This window comes from Streptomyces sp. NPDC060002, from assembly GCF_042737245.1.
Classification (GTDB): Bacteria; Actinomycetota; Actinomycetes; order Streptomycetales; family Streptomycetaceae; genus Streptomyces.
Map to the genome: position 1 here is coordinate 74,144 of NZ_JBHWUW010000004.1, position 23,320 is coordinate 97,463.

Annotated in this window: 19 protein-coding genes and 1 pseudogene; 8 read left to right on the forward strand and 12 right to left on the reverse strand. The window is 72.6% G+C overall.

The window, feature by feature from the left end; all coding sequences use genetic code 11:
* Positions 1-104: 104 nt before the first annotated feature.
* The 5 genes from chvE to ACFWBD_RS05665 all read right to left on the reverse strand — a co-directional run bounded on the left by chvE (position 105) and on the right by ACFWBD_RS05665 (position 6,463).
* Positions 105-1,202 (reverse strand): multiple monosaccharide ABC transporter substrate-binding protein, encoded by a 1,098-nt coding sequence (gene chvE, locus ACFWBD_RS05645; protein ID WP_385663083.1) that lies wholly within the window; start codon positions 1,200-1,202, stop codon positions 105-107.
* A gap of 810 nt (positions 1,203-2,012) precedes the next feature.
* Positions 2,013-2,909, reverse strand: a complete 897-nt coding sequence (locus tag ACFWBD_RS05650; protein WP_385663085.1) for an RNA polymerase sigma-70 factor — start codon at positions 2,907-2,909, stop codon at positions 2,013-2,015.
* A 106-nt stretch (positions 2,910-3,015) separates the two neighbouring features.
* Positions 3,016-4,215: an NAD(P)/FAD-dependent oxidoreductase gene (locus ACFWBD_RS05655; RefSeq protein ID WP_385663088.1), complete on the reverse strand. Its 1,200-nt coding sequence runs from the start codon at positions 4,213-4,215 to the stop codon at positions 3,016-3,018.
* A gap of 164 nt (positions 4,216-4,379) precedes the next feature.
* Complete coding sequence (locus ACFWBD_RS05660; RefSeq protein ID WP_385663090.1) at positions 4,380-5,078, reverse strand: response regulator; 699 nt, start codon at positions 5,076-5,078, stop codon at positions 4,380-4,382.
* On the reverse strand, positions 5,075-6,463 hold the full coding sequence (locus ACFWBD_RS05665; RefSeq protein WP_385663093.1) for a sensor histidine kinase: 1,389 nt from the start codon (positions 6,461-6,463) through the stop codon (positions 5,075-5,077). Before ACFWBD_RS05665 ends, ACFWBD_RS05660 begins: the two co-directional genes overlap by 4 nt.
* Before the next feature lie 261 nt (positions 6,464-6,724).
* Between ACFWBD_RS05665 and ACFWBD_RS05670 the strand changes: the two genes are divergently transcribed.
* Both ACFWBD_RS05670 and ACFWBD_RS05675 read left to right on the forward strand, forming a co-directional pair.
* A complete protein-coding gene (locus ACFWBD_RS05670; RefSeq protein WP_385663593.1) occupies positions 6,725-7,411 on the forward strand; it encodes an ABC transporter ATP-binding protein in 687 nt (228 codons plus the stop codon).
* Complete coding sequence (locus ACFWBD_RS05675) at positions 7,408-9,789, forward strand: FtsX-like permease family protein (RefSeq protein WP_385663096.1); 2,382 nt, start codon at positions 7,408-7,410, stop codon at positions 9,787-9,789. The genes ACFWBD_RS05670 and ACFWBD_RS05675 overlap by 4 nt, the downstream gene beginning before the upstream one ends.
* 91 nt (positions 9,790-9,880) lie before the next feature.
* On the opposite strand, the gene ACFWBD_RS05680 is transcribed toward ACFWBD_RS05675, so the two are convergent.
* Positions 9,881-10,366 carry a BlaI/MecI/CopY family transcriptional regulator gene (locus ACFWBD_RS05680; protein WP_385663099.1) on the reverse strand — a complete coding sequence of 162 codons (486 nt, stop codon included), beginning with the start codon at positions 10,364-10,366 and terminating at the stop codon, positions 9,881-9,883.
* 126 nt (positions 10,367-10,492) lie between these two features.
* Here ACFWBD_RS05680 and ACFWBD_RS05685 point away from each other — a divergent pair, with 126 nt between their 5' ends.
* The gene (locus ACFWBD_RS05685) at positions 10,493-10,981 is read left to right on the forward strand and encodes a DUF4396 domain-containing protein (RefSeq protein WP_385663101.1); all 489 of its coding nucleotides are present in this window, start codon (positions 10,493-10,495) and stop codon (positions 10,979-10,981) included.
* A gap of 63 nt (positions 10,982-11,044) precedes the next feature.
* Here the strand turns inward: ACFWBD_RS05685 and ACFWBD_RS05690 are convergent, their stop codons facing one another.
* Positions 11,045-11,560 carry a hypothetical protein gene (locus ACFWBD_RS05690; protein ID WP_385663104.1) on the reverse strand — a complete coding sequence of 172 codons (516 nt, stop codon included), beginning with the start codon at positions 11,558-11,560 and terminating at the stop codon, positions 11,045-11,047.
* A gap of 129 nt (positions 11,561-11,689) precedes the next feature.
* Between ACFWBD_RS05690 and ACFWBD_RS05695 the strand changes: the two genes are divergently transcribed.
* Positions 11,690-12,121 (forward strand): MarR family winged helix-turn-helix transcriptional regulator, encoded by a 432-nt coding sequence (locus ACFWBD_RS05695; RefSeq protein WP_385663596.1) that lies wholly within the window; start codon positions 11,690-11,692, stop codon positions 12,119-12,121.
* Here ACFWBD_RS05695 and ACFWBD_RS05700 read toward each other — a convergent pair.
* A pseudogene (locus ACFWBD_RS05700) lies at positions 12,118-13,705 on the reverse strand (IS200/IS605 family accessory protein TnpB-related protein). The gene ACFWBD_RS05695 and the pseudogene ACFWBD_RS05700 sit on opposite strands and share 4 nt — an antisense overlap.
* Before the next feature lie 31 nt (positions 13,706-13,736).
* Positions 13,737-14,939 carry an MFS transporter gene (locus ACFWBD_RS05705; protein ID WP_385663106.1) on the reverse strand — a complete coding sequence of 401 codons (1,203 nt, stop codon included), beginning with the start codon at positions 14,937-14,939 and terminating at the stop codon, positions 13,737-13,739.
* Positions 14,940-15,241: 302 nt separating this feature from the next.
* Here ACFWBD_RS05705 and ACFWBD_RS05710 point away from each other — a divergent pair, with 302 nt between their 5' ends.
* The 3 genes from ACFWBD_RS05710 to ACFWBD_RS05720 all read left to right on the forward strand — a co-directional run bounded on the left by ACFWBD_RS05710 (position 15,242) and on the right by ACFWBD_RS05720 (position 17,955).
* Positions 15,242-16,213, forward strand: coding sequence for an ArsR/SmtB family transcription factor (locus tag ACFWBD_RS05710; protein ID WP_385663109.1), 972 nt, complete (start codon positions 15,242-15,244; stop codon positions 16,211-16,213).
* Between the two features lie 118 nt (positions 16,214-16,331).
* On the forward strand, positions 16,332-16,835 hold the full coding sequence (locus tag ACFWBD_RS05715) for a glutathione peroxidase (protein ID WP_253267863.1): 504 nt from the start codon (positions 16,332-16,334) through the stop codon (positions 16,833-16,835).
* A gap of 253 nt (positions 16,836-17,088) precedes the next feature.
* Positions 17,089-17,955, forward strand: a complete 867-nt coding sequence (locus ACFWBD_RS05720; RefSeq protein ID WP_385663599.1) for a MerR family transcriptional regulator — start codon at positions 17,089-17,091, stop codon at positions 17,953-17,955.
* 229 nt (positions 17,956-18,184) lie between these two features.
* Here ACFWBD_RS05720 and ACFWBD_RS05725 read toward each other — a convergent pair whose 3' ends face one another.
* From ACFWBD_RS05725 to ACFWBD_RS05735, 3 genes are all read right to left on the reverse strand, one after another.
* On the reverse strand, positions 18,185-18,376 hold the full coding sequence (locus ACFWBD_RS05725) for a DUF397 domain-containing protein (protein WP_020131958.1): 192 nt from the start codon (positions 18,374-18,376) through the stop codon (positions 18,185-18,187).
* 211 nt (positions 18,377-18,587) lie between these two features.
* A complete protein-coding gene (locus ACFWBD_RS05730) occupies positions 18,588-19,457 on the reverse strand; it encodes a helix-turn-helix transcriptional regulator (RefSeq protein ID WP_057600704.1) in 870 nt (289 codons plus the stop codon).
* A 298-nt stretch (positions 19,458-19,755) separates the two neighbouring features.
* Positions 19,756-20,511 (reverse strand): GPP34 family phosphoprotein, encoded by a 756-nt coding sequence (locus tag ACFWBD_RS05735; protein ID WP_351763262.1) that lies wholly within the window; start codon positions 20,509-20,511, stop codon positions 19,756-19,758.
* 355 nt (positions 20,512-20,866) lie between these two features.
* Between ACFWBD_RS05735 and ACFWBD_RS05740 the strand changes: the two genes are divergently transcribed.
* Positions 20,867-23,305: a D-alanyl-D-alanine carboxypeptidase gene (locus tag ACFWBD_RS05740; RefSeq protein ID WP_385663113.1), complete on the forward strand. Its 2,439-nt coding sequence runs from the start codon at positions 20,867-20,869 to the stop codon at positions 23,303-23,305.
* Positions 23,306-23,320 lie beyond the last annotated feature (15 nt).

Sequence of the window (23,320 nt, forward strand, 5' to 3'; positions counted from 1 at the left end):
CGGTCGGCGTGGTCGGCGTGGCCGGCGTCGGTCGCGGTCGGCGTGGCCGGCGTCGGTCGTGGTCGGCGTCGGTCGTGGCCGGCGCCGACGGACCCGGGCCTCGGCTACTTGAGTTCGGCGTCGGTGTAGTACCCGCCCGCGACCAGGACGTACTCGTAGTTGGTCTTGTCGACGGTCGTCGGCTGCAGCAAGTAGGCGGGCACGGCCTTGACTCCGTTGTCGTAGGCCCTTCTGTTGTTCACCTTCGGCGTCTTGTCGTTGAGTATGTCGTCGGCCATCTCCGCGGCGACGCCCGCGAGTTGGCGGAGGTCCTTGTAGACGGTCTGCGACTGCTCACCCGCGATGATCGACTTCACCGAGGCGAGTTCGGCGTCCTGGCCGGTGACGATCGGCAGGGGCTTGTTGCCGGAGCCGTAGCCGTCCGCCTTGAGCGCGTTCAGGACGCCGATGGAGATGCCGTCGTACGGCGAGAGGACCGCGTCGATCTTCTTGCTCCCGTACGACTCGGTGAGGATGCCGTCCAGGCGCTTCTGCGCGGTGGGCCCGTCCCAGCGCAGGGTGGTGACGTCCTTGAGCGCGGTCTGGCCGGACCGGACCACCAACTGCTTGGTGTCCAGGTACGGCTGGAGGAGGTGCATCGCGCCGTCGAAGAAGAACTTGGTGTTGTTGTCGTCGGGGGAACCGGCGAACAGCTCGATGTTGAACGGGCCCGCGCCGTCCTCCAGGCCGAGCTTGTCGATGATGTAGCGGGCCTGGAACCGGCCGACCTGCTCGTTGTCGAAGGAGACGTAGTAGTCGACGTTCTCGGTGCCGAGGATGAGCCGGTCGTAGGAGATCACCGGGATGTCCGCGTCGGCGGCCTGCTGCAGCACGCCGTTCAGCGACTTGTTGTCGATGGCGGCGATGATCAGCGCGTCGACGCCCTGCTTGATCAGGGCCTCGATCTGTGAGACCTGCGTCTTCGGGTCGTCCTTGCCGTACACCAGTTTGGTCTGGTAGCCGTCGGCCTTCAGGTCGTCGACGACGCTCTTGCCGTCGGTGAGCCACCGCTCGGAGGCCTGGGTCGGCATGGCGATGCCGATGGTGCCCTCCCCTGAGCTTCCCTCGGAGCTGTCGCCGATGCTCTGGCCGCAGCCGGACAGGGTGAGGGCGAGAGAGGCGGCTCCGGCGGTGGCGGCGAGGGCAGCTCTTCGGTTGCGCATGGTGATCGTTCCTCGTTCTTCTCGTCGTTGAGAGGATGGGGGGTGTCGGATGGCTGTGGGGAACCGGTGGAGCGGGCCGGGCAGCCGGCGGGCGGGGGCGGGCGGTCCGGGGGTGGGACGCGCCGTGTCCGCTTCCGCGCTGTCGGTGCGGGGTCGGGCCCCGACCCCTCAGGGGGGCGCCGTGCGGGTGGGTTTCGGGGGCCGTGTACCGACCGGGCTTCCGGTGGAGCGGTACGCCCCGCGGCGCGGATCCGCTCGGCGATCTCCTGGATCGGCGTGCGGCCGCGAGGCCGTCGGGGGTCTGGCGCGCCTGTTCATGGACGGCGAACAGGCGGAGGGTCACGCTGAACTGACTGACGATCGGATCGCCCGGCGCGTCGCCCGGGCCGGCGCTCGAGCGCCTCGGTGTCCGGTGGATCGTCGATCAGTGCGACGGTACGGCCGGTACGGCCGGTACGGCCGGTACGGCCCTGTAAGCAGGTCTCGCCGGCGCCCGCGATCGCGTCACCGGGGCGCACCTGTACATACGCCAGGCCGCGCCGGGGCGCGCCTGCCACGTATGTACTCATTTCGGTGGCGCGCAGGGCACTTGCCTTTCAGGCGTTCGAAATATCGTCACGTGGTCGGAATGGTGGCGTGACAATAAGAGGGGGTGTGCGGGGTGTCAACGCTACGAACAGAAACGGTTCCGGAAAGTGGTGGAGATCGCTTTCTGTCTACCGCGGAAGTCTGTGAAAACGCCATGAACCACGGCCCGGGGAAGCCGAGTTGGGCCGGCCGCCGCACCTTCCGGGGCCGCCACCGCCGTGGTCAGCGCAGGGTGAGCGGGGTCTCGAACTCGACCCGGGTCAGCTTCTCGGGGTTGCGGACGTAGTAGAGGCCGGTGATGCGGGCGTCCTCGACGCGGATCGCCATGACGCCGTCGTTCTCGCCGCCGAGCCGTACGAGGAGTGCCGGGCTGCCGTTGACGAGCGTGGGGTGGCCGGTGAGGACGGCCTCGTGCCTGGCCGCGGTGCCGATGATGAAGCGGGCCACCTTGTCGGCGCCGATGACGGGCCGTCGCGCGGCCTGTTTGACGCCGCCGCCGTCGTTCAGCATGACGACCTCGGGCGCGAGCACGTCGAGGAGACCCTGGAGGTCCCCGGTGGCGAGCGCGCGCCGGAACGACTCCAGCACCGCCCGGGTCTCGCGCGGGGAGACCACCTCGCGAGGACGGCGGGCGTCGACGTGCTTGCGGGCGCGGTGCGCGATCTGGCGGACGGCCGCGGGGCTCTTGTCGACCGCGGCCGCGATCTCGTCGTAGCTGACGTCGAAGGCCTCGCGCAGCACGAAGACGGCGCGCTCCGTCGGCGACAGGGTCTCGAGGACGAGCATCAGCGCCATCGACACGCTCTCGGCGAGCTCGGCGTCCTGGGCCACGTCCGAGGCGGTGAGCAGCGGCTCGGGCAGCCAGGGGCCGATGTAGGCCTCCTTGCGGCGCGTCATGGTGCGCAGCCGGTTGAGCGCCTGGCGGGTCGTGATCCGGACCAGGTAGGCGCGCCGGTCGCGCACCTGCGCCAGGTCGACCCCGACCCAGCGCAGCCAGGTCTCCTGGAGGACGTCCTCGGCGTCCGCCGCCGATCCGAGCATCTCGTACGCGACCGTGAAGAGGAGGTTGCGGTGGGCGACGAACGTGTCGGTCGCCGGGTCGTCGGCGTCGTCGCCCATGGCTCGGCCCTTTCCTCTTGCACACGGTCAGCCCCGGCTGCCGAGGGCCTTCAGGGGTGCGTCCGCACCAAGGTCCATTCTCCCCCGTGCGGGCGCGCCCGCCTCGCTAGGCCGCCCGGTCGGCGGTGTCGGGCGCCTCGCCGTGCTTCGCCCGGAGCAGCTGCCGGCGCTTGCCGTCCTTGACCCACCAGGTGCGCACTCCGGGTTTGCGCGCTTCGTACGCCAGTTGCCAGACGGTGCTCCTGCACACGAACTCCTTGAGCCTCCCGCCCAGGCGTCCGCCGAGGTAGAGGCTGATCGCGAGGTCGTTCCTGCGGGCGAACTGGAAGACGCCGGAGCGCCGCCCGAGGCTCATGCACTGGCCGACGAACCCCACGTCGATGGGCGTGGGACGCTCGCAGGCGATCCGGCTGAGCACGGTCTCGGTGGCCTGCGGGCCGAGCTGGACCGCGGACTGGCAGCCCAGCCGGAACGGCAGGTCCGACGGTGCCGCGCAGTCCCCGGCCGCGACGATGCGCGGGTCGTCCACGCTGGTCAGGGTCTCGTCCGTGCGCAGGCGGCCCAGGGCGTCGGTGCTCAGTCCGCTGCGCGCGGCCAGGTCCGGCACGCCGAACCCGGCGGTCCAGATGGTCACCTCGCTCGACAGCTCGCGGCCGTCGGCGAGCCGCACGGCCGCGCGGGTCACCTCCGTCACCTGGGTGTCGGGGCCGTCGAGGACGCTCACCCCGAGCCGGGCCAGCCGCCGGGCGACCGCGCGTCGGCCCCGGGGGTGCAGATACGGGCCGAGCACGCCGCCGCAGACCAGGGTGACGCCGCGGCCCGCCTCCGCCAGTTCGGCGGCCGTCTCGATGCCGGCCGGGCCGGCACCGACGACCACCACCGCGGCCGTGGCGGGCGCGGCGGCGACGACCGGCCGCAGCCGCTCGGCCTCCTCCAGGTCGGCGAGGGGGTAGGCGTGCTCCGCGGCCCCGGGGACCCGCGGGTCGGCGCTGCCGCTGCCCACCGCGTAGATCAGGTAGTCGTAGTCGACCGTGCCGCCCGAGGCCAGCTCCACGCGGCGCCCGGCCGCGTCGATCCGGGTGACGGTGTCGACCGTCAGCCGGACGCGGTCGGCCAGGATCTTCGCGTAGTCGACGACCGCGTCGTCGGACCCGCCCACCAGTTGGTGCAGGCGGATCCGCTCGACGAAGGTCCGGCGGGGGTTGATCAGCGTCACGGTCACGTCGTCGCGCTGCGTCAGGCGGTTGGCGGCCATGACGCCGGCGTATCCGCCGCCGATCACGACAACATCGGTGTTCTCAGCCATGACGTCTCCTCCATGTTCGGTGGTTCGGCCTCAAGACACCGCGTCGTCGATCCCTGTGACAGCATGTGAGGCAGATCACTCCGCTTAGCCCTGAGATAGCCCGGCGAGGGCCACGCGAAGGCCGGAGGAAGGCCGGAGGAAGGCCGGAGGAAGGCCCGGACGGTCTAGAGGTCCGCCGCCGGGGTGCCCGTCCCCGGGGTGATCAGGCCGGTCTCGTAGGCCACGACGACGGCCTGGGCGCGGTCCCGCAGCCGGAGCTTGGCGAGGATCCGGGCCACGTGGGTCTTCACGGTGGCCTCGCTGAGACGGAAGCGGGCGGCGAGTTCGGCGTTGCTCAGGCCGGTGCCGAGCGAGCGGAGGACCTCGAGTTCGCGAGGGGTGAGCACCGCCAGGTCGCGGTGCAGGGCGACGGAGGCCGCTGTCTCGCGGGCGACGAAGCGTTCGACCAGGCGCCGGGTGATGGCCGGCGCGAGCAGCGCGTCACCGGTACGGGCGAGACGGACGGCGGCGACCAGGTGTTCGGGGGTGACGTCCTTGAGGAGGAAGCCGCTCGCGCCGGCGGCGAGGGCCGCGTACACGTAGCGGTCGAGGTCGAAGGTGGTCAGCATGATGACGCGGGGCGGGTCGGGCGGCACGGCGCCGGAGAGGATCCGCCGGGTGGCTTCCAGGCCGTCGGTCCCGGGCATCCGGATGTCCATGAGGACCAGGTCGGGGTGGGTGCGGCGGACCGCGTCGACGGCCTGGTCCCCGTCGCAGGCCTCGGCGACGACGTCGATGCCGTCGGCCGCCAGGATCATGCTGAAGCCGGTGCGGACCAGCGCCTGGTCGTCGGCGATCACCACGCGCGGCGGCTGCCCGGTCACGCGAGCTCCTCCACGGGGATGACGGCGCGGACCTCGAAGCCGCCGGTGGGGCGTTCGCCCGCGCGGAGGGTGGCGCCGTAGACGGCGAGGCGTTCGCGCAGGCCGATCAGTCCGCGGCCGCCTCCCGTACCGTCCGGTGCCGCGGACGTGCCGCCGGTGTCGGACACCTCGATGTGCACCGCGCCGGGGACGTGGTCGACGGCGACCCGCACCCGGCTGCCGACGGCGTGCCTGACCGTGTTGGTCAGCGCCTCCTGGACCACGCGGTACGCGGCCAGGTCGGCGCCGGCGGCGAGCGGGGCCGGGGTGCCGGTGACGGTCAGCTCGACGGGCACGCCCGTCTCGCGTACCCGGTCGGTGAGGGCGGGCACCTGGGCGAGGCCCGGCTGCGGCGCCAGATCGGCCCCGGCGGCCGGGTCGGCGCCGGCGGCCCCCTCCGGTTCTCCGCCCCCGTCCTCCCCGCCACCGGCCATGGTGAGCAGGCCCATGACGTGGCGCAGCTCGGCCATCGCCGTGCGTCCGCCCGCCTCGACGGCCAGCAGCGCCTGCCGGGCCCGGTCGGGCGCGGTGTCCATCACCTTGCGGGCCGCGCCCGCCTGGATCACCATCACGCTCACGTTGTGGGTGACGACATCGTGCAGTTCGCGCGCGATCCGGGAACGCTCGCGGTCGACGGCCAGCCGCATGGCGGCCTCGTGCTCCTCCTCCAGAGCGGTCAGCCGCTGCTTCCAGATGTGGACCGCGTTGGCTCCCAGTCCCACCCCCAGCAGCGCGAGGAACGGCACGAGGCCGGGAGCGAACGAGGGGAGGTTCTCGTCGCGCAGTACGGCGAGCAGGGCGGCGCCGGCCACCAGACCGGCCAGCGCCCGCGCCCGGTACGGGCTGTACACGGCCGCACTGTAGGCGGCGACCACGCAGGACAGGAACGTGTACCGGGTCGGGTCGCCGCCGCGCAGGTGCTGGTTGAACAGCAGGCTCGCGACGATCACCGCCCAGAACGCGGACAGCGGAAACCGGCGGCGCACCACCAAAGGCAACGCGGTCATGGCGGCCAGCACCAGCTGCCAGGGCTGGACGGCTCCGGCGAACTGCGCCACGCCCACGCCCATGTCCGGGAACGGACCGACCTGGGGGACGCCGGGCGCGGGCACCCGCGGCGGCATCGGCACGAGCACCGGCGTGACCGGCGCGGCGCCGTCGCCCTGCCGGTAGGCGGCCCCCACGGTGCAGGCGGCGAGGACGAAGGCGAGGATCGCGTCGGCCGTCCACATCCACCGGGACGGGCGGGGCAGCGGGCTCCGGCGCAGCAGGGCGGCCGCTCCCGTCCGCCACCGCTCCACGATCTCCGCCCGCACAGCCCCGCCCGCCCCGCCCGCCCCGCTCATGCGCACAGTGTGGCAACCCGCGTGTCCTCCCACATCCGTCGCGCTGCGGACGGCGGCGCGGCGGGCTACATCCGCCGCGTACATCGCAGGGATGACGTGTCCGGCGGGTCATCCCGGGGTGGCAGCCGGTCTCGCCGTCACGGGCGACGCCCCGGACCGGGGCCCGCCCCTAGCTTCGGAGCGAACCGTCGGCCGCCGAACCGTCGGCCGCCGACCGCCGAACCTGGAGGCACCGTGACAGCGACCGCGCCCGTCATCGACATGCGGGCTGTGAGCAGGACGTACGGGGAGGGGCCGCCGGCCCTCGCCGACGTGACGCTGAGCGTGGCCGCCGGAGAGGCACTCGCCGTTCTCGGGCCGTCCGGCAGCGGCAAGTCCACGCTGCTCAACCTGATCGCGGGGCTCGACCGGCCGAGTGCGGGCAGCGTCACGGTGGACGGGCTGCGGGTGGACGAGCTGGGCGAGGCCGGGTCGGCGCGGTACCGGCGCACCAAGGTCGGCATGGTCTTCCAGTTCTTCAATCTGCTGGACGACCTGACGGTGACCGACAACGTGCTGCTGCCGGCCCAGCTGGCGGGGATGCCCCGGGCCGAGGCCCGCGCGCGGGCCGCCGCTCTGCTGGCGGACCTCCGCATCGACCGGCACGCGGACGCGTACCCCGGCAGGCTGTCCGGCGGGGAGCGGCAACGGGTCGCGGTCGCGCGGGCCCTGATGAACCGTCCGGCCCTGCTGCTGGCCGACGAGCCCACCGGCGCGCTGGACACCGCCTCCGGCGCGGACGTACGGGAACTGCTCGCCGAACTCAACGCGTCGGGGCAGACGATCGTGCTGGTCACCCACGATCTGAGCCTCGCCGCGTCCTGCGCGACCCGGACCGTCGAGCTGGTCGACGGCCGCGTCGTCCGGGACACCAGGAGCGCCAGGGGCGCGGCGGCGGTGGCCCGATGAGCGCCCTCGGCCGGGTGGTGCGCGCCGGGGTCGGGCGGCGGCGGGTACAGACCGCCGTGATGATCATGACGACACTGATGGCCGTCACCGCGTCGGTGCTCGCCGCCGGGCTGCTCGTCGCGTCCCAGGCCCCCTTCGACCACGCCTTCGCCCGGCAGCACGGCGCCCATCTGACCGCGCGGTTCGACGGCGCGAAGGTGACGGCCGCGGAACTCACGGCGACCTCCCACACGTCGGGTGTGACCGCCGCGGCCGGCCCCTTCCTGACCGTCTCGGTACGCGCGCGTACCGCCTCGTCCTCGGACGTCCTCCCGGAAGGCGTCGATCTGCCGCCGGTGACCCTCGCCGGCCGGGCGGACGCCGGGGGCGGGGTCGACCGGGTCGACCTCGCCTCCGGCACCTGGCTCACCGGACCCGGCCAGATCGTGGTGGCCCACGGGAGGCTGCCGGTCGAACCGGGCGCGCGGCTGACGTTCCCCGACGCGCCGGGCAGCCCCACGCTGACCGTGGTCGGGGTCGCCCGGTCGGTGACCGACTCCGCGGACGCCTGGGTGGCCCCCGCACAGGCCGGGGCGCTGGCCGCGAAGGGCGGCACCCCCTCGTACGAGATGCTCTACCGCTTCGGCCACGCGGGGACGGACGCCCAGGTGGCCGCCGGCCGGGCCGCGATCACCGCGGCGGTGCCGAAGGGCGCGCTGACCGGGTCGCAGTCCTATCTGACCGTCAAGCAGGAGGAGACCGCCAACGCGATGGCGTTCGTGCCGTTCCTGGCCGCCTTCGGTGTCCTCGGGCTGCTCCTGTCGGTCCTGGTCATCGGCATCGTCGTCAGCGGCGCGGTGGGTGCCGCGACCCGGCGCATCGGCATCCTCAAGTCCCTCGGCTTCACCCCGGCGCAGGTCGTACGGGCCTACGTCGGGCAGGCGCTGGTCCCCGCGGCGGTCGGCTGCGCCCTGGGGCTGGTGGTGGGCAATCTGCTGGCCCTCCCCGTGCTCGACGAGGTGGGCGAGGCCTTCGACGGGCCGTCGGAGTCGATCCCGCTGTGGATCGACGTCGCCGTGCCCGCCGCGGCCCTCGCCCTGGTCGCCTGCGCCGCTCTGGTGCCCGCGCTGCGCGCCGGACGGCTGCGCACCGTGGCGGCGATCACCGCCGGACGTACACCCGGCTCCGGCCGGGGGCGCCTGGCGCGGCGGCTCACGGGACGGCTCGCGGTGCCGCGCGCGGTCAGCCTCGGGCTGGCGGGCCCCTTCGCCCGGCCGGCGCGTTCGGCGACGATGGCCGCCGCGGTGGTCTTCGGCGCCGCCGCCGTCACCTTCGGGGTCGGGCTCGCCCTCACGCTCGGAGCCGTCCAGTCGGGCCGCATGCTCGACTCCGGCGGATCGGTCATCGTCGGTACGGGCGGCGGGCAGGCGCCGCCCGGCGCGCAGGCCGTCCACGTGGGCGGGCCCGAGGAGCCGAAGGCCGACCCGGCCGAGATCGCCGCCGCGCTCGGCGCGCAGCGGGGGACCGGCCGCTTCTACGGCACGACCCAGGCGGAGGTGAGCGCGTCCGGCATCACCGGCGCCACCACCGTGGTGGCGTACCAGGGCGACGCCTCGTGGGCCGGCCCCCCGATGGTCTCGGGCGACTGGCTGCACGGGCCGGGCCAGGCCGTGGTCACCACCCGGTTCCTGAAAGCCGCCGGGATCCGGGTCGGCGACACGGTGACCCTGACGGAGCAGGGGCGGAACGTCCCGGTACGGATCGTCGGCGAGGCGTTCTTCACCGAGGGCGAGGGCATGGAGCTCCTGACCCCGGCCTCGACCCTCACCGCGCTCGGGCTCGACGCGACACCGGGCCGGTACAACGTGGAGACGAAACCGGGCACGGATCTGCCGCGCTATCTGACCGCGCTCGGCGACAGGCTCGATCCGCTCGGTGCCGTCGCCCTGGCGAACACCGACAACGAATCCAGCGTGATCGTCGCCATGGACGCGCTGATCGGGACCCTCACCCTCATGCTCGTCGTGGTCGCCGGCCTGGGCGTGCTCAACACGGTCGTCCTCGACACCCGCGACCGTGTCCACGACCTCGGCGTCCTCAAGGCCCTGGGCATGGCCCCCCGCCAGACCCTGACCATGGTCGTCACCTCGGTCGCCGGGATCGGCCTGGTGGCCGGCGCGGTGGCGGTGCCGGCCGGCGTGGCCCTGCACCACTACGTCACACCGTTCATGGGCGACGCCGTCGGCATGACCCTGCCCGCCTCGCACCTCGCCGTCTACGACCCGTCCGAGCTGGCCCTGCTCGCCCTGGGCGGGCTGGTCATCGCGGTGGCGGGTGCCCTGCTCCCGGCGAGCTGGGCCGCCAGGACGACCACCGCCACCGCCCTGCGCACCGAGTGACCGTGCAGATGCTCTTCGGCCGGCCGCGCGACCGGCCACGCGGTGAGCGGCAGCACCGGCGGCAGAAAGACGAAGACCCCCATGAGAGACGTCAGCCCTCGCCCGTGTCCGTCTCTGCCGGTGTCTTTGCCGTCGCGTCTGCCGTCGGGTCCGCCTCTGCCTCTGCCTCTTCGTCTTCGTCTTCGTCTTCGTCTTCGTCTTCGTCGCGGGGCTGTCCCAGGAGTTCGCGCAGCAGCCGTTCGTCGGCGGGGCCGAGGCCGGTGACGAAACTGGCCAGCACGGCCTCGCGGTCCCGCTCGGCGTCCAGCACCCTGCGCATGCGATGGGCGGCGAGCCCCGCCTCGTCGGACGCGGGCAGCCATACGAACGACCGTCCGCCGCGCTCGCGGGTGACCGCGCCCTTGGCCAGCAGCCGGGTGAGGATCGTGATCACCGTCGTATAGGCGAGGCCGCCGCCCAGGCGTTCCTGCACCCACCCGGCGGTGGCCGGACCGTCCGCCTCCCGCAGCGCCGACAGGACCAACGCCTCCAGCTCACCCTGTCCCCGCCGCCGGGGGCGCCGCCGGTGATCCGTCACGCCCTGCCTCCTCTCCGCCGCCGTCCGTTTCCCGGGCCGACATCGTATAGACGCCGCTGGCCGCACTCGCCCCGCGCCGCCCGGACGGCCCTTGCCCAACATACCCCTAGGGGGTATACAGAAGGCATGGACCACGACCAGCACCACCACGATCACACCTCTCCGGCGGGGCACGGGGGCGTCTCCTGGGCGATGGCGGCGAAGGCGACACTGCACTGCCTCACCGGGTGCGCCATCGGCGAGATCCTCGGGATGGTCATCGGTACCGCCCTCGGCTGGGGCAATGTGCCGACCATGGTCGTCGCGATCGTTCTCGCGTTCCTGTTCGGCTACTCCTTCACCCTGTTCGCCGTTCGCCGGGCCGGCCTGGGTCTCAGGGCCGCGGTCAAGGTGGCGCTGGCCGCCGACACCGTGTCGATCGCCGTGATGGAACTGGTCGACAACGCCGTCGTCGCCCTCACCCCGGGCGCGATGGAGGCCCAGCTGTCGGACGGGCTCTTCTGGGCGGCCCTCCTGGGCGGCTTCGCTATCGCCTTCCTGATCACCACGCCCGTGAACAAGTGGATGATCGGCCGCGGCAAGGGCCACGCCGTCGCCCACGCCCAGCACGCCTGACGCCCCCGCTCCTCCCCCTCGCCGCTCCCTCGCCGCTCCCCCTCGCTCCTCCCCCGGGTTCGCTCACAGCCTGCCGAACGCCACCCCGCGCCAGATCCAGCCCGCCGCCAGCACCGCCTCCCGCAGCGGATCCTTCATCTCCGCCGGGTCGAAGCGGTACGTCTCCCGGAGGCGCCGGCGGCCGTCGGGACCACGCTCGACCGCCCATTGGCGGGAGACCGCGGTCACCTGGCCGCGGCCGAACTCCCGCGCCACGGCCAGCCGGGGAGGGTTGCCCACCCACGTGACCTCACGCCACTCGTCGACGCTGCGCACCTCGTGGGTCCCCGGCAGCAGACGCATCCGCGTCTTGAGCGTCTGCCGCATCCGCACCCGGACGAAGTACGTGTGCCAGGAGGGCTCCCGGACCCGCCACTCCGCCACCAGATCGGCACGCTCCTCGGGCAGCGCGTCGCGTATCCGGTACGGAACCTCCGGGCCGTTGATCGCGGACAGCGCGGCCCGGACCTCCTCGGCGGAGCGCGGCACGAGACCGCTCTCGGGGTGTCTGGTTCCGGTCAACTTGTCGAAAAAACCCATCCGATCAACCTAGGGCACGGGCGAGTACGACCATCCGGGCCGCCCGGACATCTCGTCCGACAGAGGGTCGAGCCGTCTCCGCGCCCGCCGCTAGTCTTTCCCCTCATGGGGAAAACCGCAGGTGAGCAGATGGCGGTCGTGGCCGCGTTGGTGCGGTCGGCGTTCCTCGTGAACGCCGTGTACGCCGAGTCGAGCCGCGCCCACGGCATCACTCCGCAGCAGGGCCAACTGCTGTGCGTGCTCATGCTGCAGCCGTACGGCATGAGCGAACTCGGCGAGATGCTCGGGCTCGCCAAGTCGAGCCTGACGGGGCTGGTGGACCGGACGGTCCAGCGCGGACTGGTCCGACGCGAGCCGGATCCGCGGGACGGGCGGGCCGTCCGCGTCGGACTCACCGAGGAAGGCGACCGGCTCGCGCACGGGTTCTACGACGAGACGTGCCGCCGCCTCGAGAACCTGCCCTCGGGGCTGAACACGAGCGAACGCGACCGGCTCGCCGCGCTGCTCGCCCGCGTCGTCGTCGACAACAAGGTGCCCGAGGTCTTCACCGGCCGTTCCTAAAAACTGAGCGGGAGTGAGTCCTGTTGCCAGGAGCCATGCTCAGCCGCGTGTCCCGAACGGTGTTGGGCACGCTGGTTCCCCGCTGTGACCGCACGGCCGGTCGCCGCCCTCTGGGGGCTGGTTCCGTTCCGTGTCCGGCGGAGTCCCTCACGCCCCCCGAGTACCACGATCGGCCTGGACGCTCCGATGCCCGTCACCATCGCTCTGGTGGTGGCGGGGCGGTTTCGTCCGTCGCCGGACCGGGTGCCCGAGGGCGCGCCTTCCAATCGCGATGCCCGCCGCGTCGTGGCGAGTCATCGCACGCTTGCTGCTGTTCAGGGGTGTCTTCCAGTGCTCGGCGCCCCACTTGGAGGTGTACGCCGCGTCGACGGCGACCAGCGCGAGGCCGTGCTCGGCGGCCATGTTCACCAGCCGGGCCTTGACCTTGCCGGTGGGGATGCCGTGGATGAGCTGCCGGAAGCGCTTCCTGCGGCCGAACTTCTCGCGGCTCTTCCCGTCGGAGAAGTCGAGGTCTTCGACGGCGATCGCGGTGACGCCGGTCCGGGTGGCCCAGCGCAGCAGCCGACTGAGCGCGTGGCGTAGCTGCGCGTCGCGGTGGTCCGCCGAGCCGGTGAGGTCGTAGGTGAACCGTCGCGGGTCACCTACCGGGTTGCCGTGCTGGTCGAGGCGGTACGCGGCGAAGTGGTCGGCGTTCGTGTCCACACCGATCAGCCCGCCCGCCCGCGCCGCCTCCAACGGGATGCTCTGCACGGCGGGGCGCTTCCACGAGGCTGTCAGGTACCAGCGGCCCCTGGCCACGTCGTAGTGGATCTCGTACGCGACCGCACGGTGGTGGGCGATGCGGTCGGCCCACTCCTTCCCTCGGTGCTGGAACACTACGCGGCTGGTCAGGACGTACCGGCCACGCGGGCTGTTCGCCAGGTACTCCAACGGCTTGGGCAGCTTGATCGAGACCTCGCCGTCCGGGGCGACGCGGATCGTCTCGTTCCCGAACCGCTTCCCCGACTCGCCGTCCGCGCTCAGAAACCAGCGGGTGGCCTCCCAGCGTTCCCGCCATCCGGTCTCGGTGAGTCCGGCGGCGGCCAGGTTGTGCCGGTTGCTCGCGAGCCTCCTCCCGCCGCGCACGACGTGCACCCGACCGGTCGCGATGTCCTTCGAGACGGCCGCGAGACGGGCCTCGAGGATGTGGAGCCGGCGGGACTTGCGGAACCACTCCGCCTGCGACCGGTACCCACCCGGCCTGCCCTTCGTGCCCTTCTCCCCGACCGGCAGGGACAGGCGGTGCCGAAGCATGCGGATGCCGTCGGTGAGCTTGTCGCGGTACGCGAACTGGCCGCGCCGGGCCAGGGCGTACTGGTCGTGGGTGGCCTTGGTGACGGCGCCGGCCCAACGCGACGACGACTGGGCGGTCAGGCCCTGCTTGCGGGTGGCCCAGGTCCGGTTGGTGCGCTCGAAGCCGGCCCGCGAGTACAGGGCGAGGTCAGCGGCTGCGAGAGAGCCGAGGTGGGCGCCGACCAGGCGCAGGACCTCCTGACCCCGACCTGACCCCGCCGCCCGGCCCCCACTACCGTCCCGGTCACCCAGTCATCTCCCGCTCACTCACTCGCCCGCGCGCTCACCCGCTCACCCGGCCGAAGCCGTTCGCCTCGCGCTCCGTGCCGGCTCGTGCGGCGATCCTCAAGGTCAGGGTCACGGCGATCGACGCGAGCGCCATCGCGCTCATCGCCGTCGCGGGTGAGGTGAGTTGGGCCACCGCCCCGGCCAGCGTCGCGCTCACGCCCTGCATCGTGAGCATTCCGGCCGAGTGCAACCCCAGTGCGTGGCCGCTGAGTTCGGGCGGGGTGAGGGCCATCAGCCGCTCCTGCTGGACCAGGCTCGCGCCGAAGCCGACGGAGGCGAGGGCGGCGCAGGCCGCGGCGAGCGGGAGGGCCGGGCGCAGGGCGAAGAAGGCGTAGGGGGTGGCCAGGAGCAGGAGGAGGGGAGTGGCCAGACGGGGGCGCAGGGCCGGCGGGACGAGGCGGCCCACGGTCACGTCCCCGGCCAGCATGCCCAACGCCCCGCACGCGAACAACGTGCCCGCCGCGTCGGGGTCGTAGGACACGAAGAGCGCCTCGCAGCCGACGACCAGGCCGTTGGGGAGCCACAGGCCCAGATAGGTGAGGCGGCGGGGGCGGGAGGACCACAGGACGGCGTTGGTGCGCCGGGTCGCCGCGACCGAGGGACGGCCGGAGGCCCGCGGGGGGCGGACGGTCAGGCCGAGGCGGGTGACCACGGCGGCGGTCGTGTGGAGCAGGGCGGCGAGCAGCAGGACGGCGCGCGGGGAGAACGCGGTCACCAGGGCGCCGCCACCGGCGAATCCGATGATCTGCATCAGCCCGCTCAGCATGTTGAAGAGCGAACGCCCCGGCAGATAGCCGTCCTTGGTGAGGATCTCGTTCAGCAGGCCCCAGCGGACGCCCCCGCCGAGCGAGGCGATCAGCCCCTGGAGGAGCACGACCGCGAAGACCCCCCACACCGGCAGCCCGGGCAGCGCCATGACGGCCGTCGCGGCGGCGAAGGCGAGGGAGAGGCCGGTCAGCGCCGACCTCGGGGGCAGCCGGTCGGCGCCCGAGAGGAAGAAGGTCGCGCCCAGCACCTGCGCGAGTGACGGGCCGAACATGCTCACCGCCGACAGCAGCGGGGAGTCGGTGGCCCGGTAGACGAGCGTGCCGAGGGCGAGCCCGCTCACCGTCCCGGCGGCGGTCTGAGCGGCGGCGGAGAGGAAGAGGGGCGTGAACTCGGGGGTGCGGAAGAGCTGTCGGTAAGTGTGGCCGGTCATGGGCGGAGTCTGCGACGGGCCGGCGAGGGGTGGTTATTGTTTCGCGGGACCGCGAAACCTCGCATGTCCCACGGGCGCGCGCTCGGGCTCGGGCGCGCGCTCGGGCACGGGCTCGGGTCGGGCACGGGTCGGGCACGGGCTCGGGTCGGGCACGGGCTCGGGTCGGGCACGGGCTCGGGTCGGGCACGGGCTCGGGTCGGGCGCGCGCTCGGGTCGGGCGCGCGCTCGGGCGCGGGTCGGGCACGGCTCGGGTCAGGCACGGGCACGGGTCGGGCACGTGTGAGGGTGAGGGGTGCAGGGGCATGGGCTGGTGGCAGGTGAACGCGGACACCCTGGCGCGCAGCCGGTTCGTGCTCTCGCCGCTCGCCGAGACCTTCGCGAGCCTGAAGCTGCTGCACGCGGGCGTGGGCACGCATCCCGGCGAGCGCGACTGGCTGCGCGACCGTCTCCCCGGCTACCGCGCCGTCTTGGCGGCCGACCCGGTGACCGCGCTGCTGGTGCGGGCCGGGCTCGGGCGGAGCTGGGTCGCCGACTTCCTGACGCCCACGCCGAGGGACGGCGAGAGCTTCGAGGAGGGCGTGGCCCGCATCCGGGCGGCCCACCCGGCGGAGGCCCGTGCCCATCTGCGGACGTCCCTGGCCGGCCCGCTCCCCGCCGACCTGGACCGGGACGACCTTCCGGAGCGGGCGGCCGGGCTGCTGGAGCACGTCTGGGAGACGGGCGTACGGCCGCACTGGGAGCGGCGACGGCGCGTCCTGGAGGCCGATGTCGTCGCGCGGACAGCGCAGGTCAGCCGGGGCGGCTGGGCCGCCGTACTGGACTCGCTGCGGCCGGGGACGCGGTGGCTCGGCGAGAGTCGTTTTCAGGTCAACCTGCACGAGTATCCGCCCCGCGAGATCTCCGGCGCCGAGCTGGTGTTCGTGCCGGTCACACCGAAGACGGGGTGGGTGTCGTGGGACGAGCGGGAGCGGTACGCCGTCGTCTATCCCTGTACGGGGGCGCTCGCCGAGGACCACCGGGACCGGGCCCGTGCCGTACCGGCCGCGCTGGGCACCCTGCTGGGGCCGGGGCGGGCCGCGGTGCTGGTCCTCCTCGCCGGCCCTCTGAGCACCACCCAGCTGGTCGCCCTGACCGGGCAGGGCCTCGGCTCGGTCGGCCGCCATCTGCGGGTGCTGCTGGACGCGGGGCTGGTGGAGCGACGGCGCGCGGGGCGGTCGGTGCTGTACTCGCGGACCGCGGCGGGCGAGGTCCTGGCCAGGGCCGCCGCCGGGTAGGTGTCCCGCAGGTCCGAGGGGGGGGCGGGGCGGGGCAGCAGCGGTGACGGGCCGGAACCGGAAGCGGGGGGTGGCCCCGGAAGGGGTGGGTTCACCGCCCGGGGCTAGCATCCGAAGCATGACTACTGATGCCGGTGCCTCTCCCCTCGACGTTCGGATCGATGCCCTCAAGGGCGGTTCCGCGGAGCTCTCCCAGTACGCGGGCAAGGCCGTGCTCGTGGTGAACGTGGCCTCCAAGTGCGGTCTGACCCCGCAGTACACGGGCCTGGAGAAGCTCCAGGAGCGGTACGCCGCCCAGGGCTTCACCGTGCTCGGCGTGCCCTGCAACCAGTTCCTCGGGCAGGAGCCCGGCACCGCCGAGGAGATCGCCGAGTTCTGCTCGGCCACCTATGGCGTGTCCTTCCCGCTGACCGAGAAGGTCGAGGTCAACGGCGCGGAGCGGCACCCGCTGTACGAGCGGCTCGTCGGGTTCGCGGACGGCGAGGGCCACGACGGCGACATCCGCTGGAACTTCGAGAAGTTCCTCATCGGGCGGGACGGGTCCGTCGTCGCCCGCTTCTCCCCGCAGACCGAGCCCGAGGCCGCGGAGGTCGTCGCGGCCATCGAGAGCCAGCTGGGCTAGTCGGGCCGGACCGGTCGGCCGGACCTGGCGGGCGGACCGGTCGGCCGGACCTGGCGGGCGGACCTGGCGGGCGGACCTGGCGGGCTGACCGGTCGGCCGGACCTGGCGGGCGGACCTGGCGGGCGGACCGGTCGGCCGGACCTGGCGGGCGGACCGTCCGGCTTGACCTTGCCCCTGGGGCAGGGCGGAGCCTCCTCGTCGCCGGGCGCGAAGGCCGCCCGGCGACAGAGGACGACGAGGGGGCGTGGTGGACATGGGCGACGACGGCGCGCTGCTCACGATCGGCGCGTTCGCCGCGCGGGCCCGGCTCTCGGCCAAGGCGCTGCGGCTGTACGACCGGCTCGGGCTGCTCGCCCCGGCGCACATCGACGAGGCCAGCGGTTACCGCTACTACCGGGCCGGCCAGGTGGAAAGGGCCCGGCTGGTGGCCATGCTGCGCCAGCTCGACATGCCGCTCGCGCGGATCGCCGAGGTGGTGGAGACCACTGACGGGCCCGCGTCCGGGGAACTGCTCGCCGCCTACTGGGGCGATGTCGAGACCCGGTTCGCCGCCCAGCGCACCCTCGCCGCCTACCTCCGTGCACGGTTGTCGGGGAGGAGCTCAGAGATGTACGAGAAGTTCGAGGTCCGGTTGGTGGACGTGCCCGAGCAGGTGACCGTCACCGAGACACGGCACACGCTCGCGGACGAGCTGCCCACGTGGATCCCCGCCTCGCTGGGGCGGTTGGAGGAGGCGGCCGGAGAGTGCGGGGGCGTCGTCGGGGCGCCGTACGTCGTCTACTACTCCGCGGTGTCCATGGAGAGCGACGGGCCGGTCGAGTCGTGCGTACCGGTCGCCGACGAGGCCGGGGCCCGGGCCTGGGCGGCGGCCGCACAGGGCCGGGGCCGGCGGTTCCAGGCGCGGATGGAGCCCGCCCGGCGGCTCGCGTACACGAGGATCACCAAGGCGCAGGTGGCACACCCGCAGATCCTCGCCCCGTACGAGGCGGTGGAGGCGTGGATGAAGCGGGAGGGCTGGGAGTACGACGGGCCCTGCCGGGAGATCTACTTCGCCGACTGGGACACGGCGGGAGCCGAGGACCCGGTGTGCGACGTGGCGTTCCCGGTGAAGCGGGGCTAGCGGGTCCGGTTCGCCGGGCGGGTCAGCCAGCTGGCGGGGTCGCTCGGCGGAGCGGGTCAGCGGCCGGTCGGCGGGCCCGCGCCGGGGATGTGCCGAGCCCCCTCGGCAAGGACGGCGATCTGGTCGAGGGGGCTCTTGGGTCGTACTGGTGAAGCTGGTCGTACTGGTGACGCTGGTGAAGCTGGTCCTGCTGGTAGGGCTGGTGGGGCTGTCTCAGGGGATCGTCCCCTTAGGCCTTGACCGATGCCACGAAGGTGTTCCACGCGTCGGCGGGGAAGGCCAGGGTCGGGCCCTCGGTGACCTTGGAGTCACGGACGGCCATGGCCGCACGGAGGGGGGACTTGATCTCGACGCACGCGCCGTTGCCCTGGGAGTAGGAGGACTTGACCCACTCGTTCGCGGCGCCCTGCTGGATTGCCATGTTCGCTCCGGTAGTCAGTTGCTGAGTTGCTGTCACCACGCCGTGCGCAGATCTCCGTCTGCACGGCATGGTTTGCGCCACCGTTGTTGCTTGATGGCGTGATCGACGCTACTCGCCAACATCGTGATACGGAGCGACTATTCACCCGTCCGGATGGCATATTCCATAGGGACTTCCCCCCGGTCCGGCCGAAGGTGTACCTTGCCGCGCCTCATGGAGCGACCTCTCTGGCGTAGTCCTTCGCCACCTTCGCGATGAACTCCCGGGTCTGGTCCGCGTTCAGGGCCTGGGCCCGCAGATGCTCGTACATCACGCTGTACTTCTGGACGTCCTGCGGCTTCTCCAGGTACAGGTCGCTGGTGACTCCCTCGATGTAGACCACGCTGGAGTCGGCGGCGTCCGGGAACTCGAGGATCGCGTACTGGCCGCTCACCCCCGGATGCGCGCCCATGGTGAACGGGATCAACTGCACGGTCACGTGCGGCAGCTGGGACATCTCCAGCAGGTAGTCCAGCTGCTCGATCATCACCTGCCGGTTGCCGACCTGGCGACGCAGCGCCGCCTCGTCCAGGACCGCCCACAGACGCAACGGGTTGTCGGCTGTGGAAATACGTTCCTGTCGGCGAAGCCGCACCTGGATCCGCTTCTCGATGTCCGCCGGCGGGGCCTCCGGCAGCGCGCCCGAGATCAGCGCCTCCGCGTACTGACGGGTCTGGAGCAGCCCGGGCACGACCTGCGGGTCGTACACGCGCAGGCTCGCCGCGTCCGTCTCCAGACCGATGTAGACGCTGTACGGAACATCGCCGAAGGCATGCCACCAGCCCTGCTGGCGGGAGTCCTTGGCCATCTCCATCAGCGAGTCGACCATCCGCTGGTCCTCGACCTCGTACACCCCGCACAGGTCACGGACGTCACGCTGGCTGATGCTGCGCCGGCCGTTCTCCAGCCGGCTGATCTTCGACTGGGACACCAGCAGGCGCTCGGCCACCTCTTCGGCCGTCATGCCCTTGAGCTCACGGAGCCGACGCAGCTCCTGGCCCAGCCGGCGTCGCCTGACAGTGGGATTGACATTGGACGCCACGGGACGTGCACCTCCGGCTGCGTGTCTGCAACTGACACTTTGCGTATCTGCTGTTGAGCAGACTGCCACCAAGGCGCTTTCTACCGCTGGAAAACGGTGGATATGCGGCGGGTACACGCCAGTTCGGGTCGGTCCCCGACATGCGTCCGCGCGGGGCGGCGGGTCGATACGTCCCACCACCCCGCGCGGCCGCTGCGGCTCCCGGACGGGTCCTGGGTCCGACGGGTCCAACCGGCCCTGCGGTTCTTACGTCTTGCGGTTCCCCGGTCCTGCCGGCGCGCTGTCGTGGAACTGCGGCTCAGTGAGCCACGACACGCGCCATCGGACCGCGGTGCGGCTGCGCCGGAACGCCACGGGCGGGTTCCGGAGCGGGCCTGGCACCGGGTCCGGCCTGCCGGCCGGGTGGCGCCTGGTTGCGACGCGGCTGTGCCACCGCGCCGTTCTGGACGTCCATCACGGCGTGCGCCACGAGTCCGCCCATCGGGTCGTGTCTGATCAGATCCCGCAGCCGGGAGCGGGACGAGCGTCCCTCGTTGCCCGGATACAGGTGCTTGCCGAGGCCGACCGCGTGCGCCAGTGCGGCGAGCGCCGCGGTCCGCGGGTCCGGCGGTACGCCGGTGCGGATCGCGGAGTCCAGCCGGGCCTTGATCTCCCGGCTGATGTCGGTGTCCGTCGCCTGGTAGCGAGTCGTCGGCAGCACTCCGCACATCTGACCCGCCACGGCATGAACCATGCCGCACCGCTCCAGATGCGAGAGGTAGATCTGGCGTAGCCCGAGACGCGGCCCGCCGATCCAGTGGACGGCACGTACAGGAGCGCCACGCCTTCGCAGCAACTCCAACGCGCAGTCCAGCGTTGGGTCTCCAGTCGGCCGTGGGGACACCACGGCGATACGATCCCCGTCAGGGGCTATCCGTCCGGCCAGCGCCAGCTCCACTAGCTGCGCTCCGGCCAGACCGAGGTCGAGCGACTGCGGCTGTGCGGTGGTACCCGTGGTCGGGTCCAGCGCCAGCAACAAAAGCTCTTCCGGAATTGTTCTGCGGCTCCTGCCCATCCATGCCTCCCCGCGTGGATGAGTGACAGGGTGACCCCTCTCACAATGGTCTGTCGAGGGTGCGTGACCTGTTTGTAGTGGAACCAGTAGGTATGTCGTTCTCGTCTACCACTGGAGCCAAGCCCTCTACACAGGACACTGGTACATGGTTCGGACACGCTGTGAGGCGTGTTCCGGGCGGGCGGTTCACGGTTCGGCACGAGCGCGCGGTGGGCGTGCGGCACAGGAGGAGGCATCGGTGGCGGGCGAGTCCCCCGACAGGTCGAAGCAGCGCGAGTCGTCGGCAGAACCGACGTCGGGGAGCGCGAGCACGGTTCCCGAGGCGCGTGAGCCTCGCGAAGTCCGCGATCCGCGGATGGCCGTGGCACGGGAGGCCGAGCCGTCGGCGTCACGGGGCGGAGTGGACACGGCGACGCGAGTGTTCTCGGTACGGGACCTGAAGACCGCGGAGTCCGAACAGCCCGAGGCCGAGGCGCCCGGGGAGGGCGAGGAGCGCGAGGAGCGCGAGGAACCCACGGGGGCCGAGGACGGCGGCGAGTCCACGGCGAGCGAGTCCACCGGGGACGCCGAGGAGGCCGAGGACGCCGGGAAGACCGGGACCGACGCCGAGGAGGCCGCCGAGGAGGCCGCAGGGGCCGAGGACAGCGGCACGGCCACGAAGGCGGGGTCCGTCGAGGCCGAGGACGCCGAGAGTGGCTCCGAAGACGCCCAGGACGGCCCTGAGGGCACCGCGACGGCCGCGAGCGCCTCCGGGACCGCCGAGGGCGCCTCCGGGGGCGGTGACGAGCGCCTGCGGGAGGCTGTGGCCCAGTGGGTGGCCTCGGCGGACGACAAGGGCTCCACGGAAGAGCCCGCGACGGACTCCGCGGTGGACGGGAACGCCTCGGACGGGAACGCCTCGGACGAAGACAGCTCGGACGAAGACACCTCGGACGAAGACACCGGCGCCGAGGCGGAGGAACGTTCCGCGAGCGACGCCGCGCAAGCCGACGCAACCGACGAAGGCGACGCAACGGACGAGCCCGCCGACGCGAAGCCGGAGGCCGAGCCCCAGGCCGAGGCCGAGCCCGCCGCCAGGTCCGCGTCCAAGCCCGCGCCGAAGTGGGCGTCGGGCGCCGGCCGGGCCGACGCCGACGCCGACGAGGGAGCCGCCCCGGACGCCAAGGCCGGTCAGGCCGGGGACGCAGACGCCGACAAGCCCGACGACTCCCCCGTCGACCAGCCCACGGCCGTCTTCAAGGCCCCCCGGCCCAAGCCCGCCGTCGACCAGCCGACCACCATGCTGAAGCTGGGCGGCGCCACCAAGCCCAGGCCCAAGCCGGACGAGGACGAGGCCGACCCGAAGCCCGGCGAGAAGGCCGGCCGGAAGGCCGGGCCCGAGGCCCCCGCGGAGCGGACCAGCAGGTTCGTCGCGCTCAAGCCGCTCGACGAGCCCCGCCCGCCGAAGCCGGCCGACGTCACCGCCCTCGTCCCGCAGGTCGGCCCCGAGCGCACCACCCAGCAGCCGCTGCCGCCGCGGCCGCCGCTTGATCTGCTGGCGGAGCTGACGAACACCCCGCCGCCCCCGCCCACCCCGCTGCGCACGCTCGGACGACGGCTCAAGATCTGGACGCCTCTGGTCATCCTGCTGCTGGTCGCGTTTGCGATCGCGCAGGCCGTGCGGCCGCTGCCGGAGACCGCGCTGACCCTCACCGCGAAGGACTCGTACACCTTCGAGGGCGGCAAGACGCAGCTGCCCTGGCCGAGTGAGGGACAGGGCTGGATGGACGCCGACGGTGTCGGCACGATGGGCAGCTTCGGCAAGCAGACGCCCGTGGCCATCGGCTCGGTCGCCAAGACCATGACGGCGTACATCATCCTCAAGGACCACCCGATGAAGGCCGGGGAGGAGGGCCCGGAGATCGAGGTCGACGCGACGGCGGAGAAGGAGGGCGGCTACGACGTCTCCGGCGACGAGTCGACGCTCAACACCGTCAAGGCCGGCGACAAGCTCACCGAGAAGCAGGCCCTGTCGGCCGTCCTGATCCCCTCCGCCAACAACATCGCGCGACTGCTCGCGCGCTGGGACGCGGGCTCGGAGGCGGCGTTCGTGAAGAAGATGAACGCCACCGCCAAGGAACTGGGGATGACGAACACGACGTACACCGACCCCTCGGGCCTGAAGGAGACCACCGTCTCCACGGCCGAGGACCAGGTGAAGCTCGGCCGCGCGTTCGTGAACGTCCCGGCCCTGGTCTCCATCTCCAGCGCGGCCAGCTGGACCGACCCGTCCGGCAAGTACTGGAACAACTACAACGAGCTGCCGTACAAGATCGGCGCGATCGGCATCAAGACCGGCAGCACCACCGCGGCCGGCGGCAACCTGCTCTTCGCCTCCCGCAAGCAGGTCGACGGGCAGACGGTGACCCTCGTCGGCGCGGTCCTCGGCCAGCACAAGCCGAAGATCCTCGAGACGGTCAACGCGGTCAGCCAGACGGCGCTGCTCGCCGCCCAGGACGCGCTCACCTCGGCGAAGATCCTCAAGAAGGGCGACGTCGTCGGGTATGTGGACGACAAGCTGGGCGGCCGTACGCCCGTCGTCATCACCAAGGACGTCCCCGCGCTCGGCTGGGCGGGCATGACGGTGAAGCTGTCCTTCACCGCCGACGCCGTGCCGCACAAGGCGAAGGCCGGCACCCAGGTGGGCACGCTCACCGTCGGGGACGGCTCCAGCAGTGCCGTGAAGGTGCCGGTCGCCCTTCAGACGGACCTGGTCGAGCCGGGCTTCTCGGACAAGCTGACGCGCATCGGCTGACCCGCGACCCCGCTC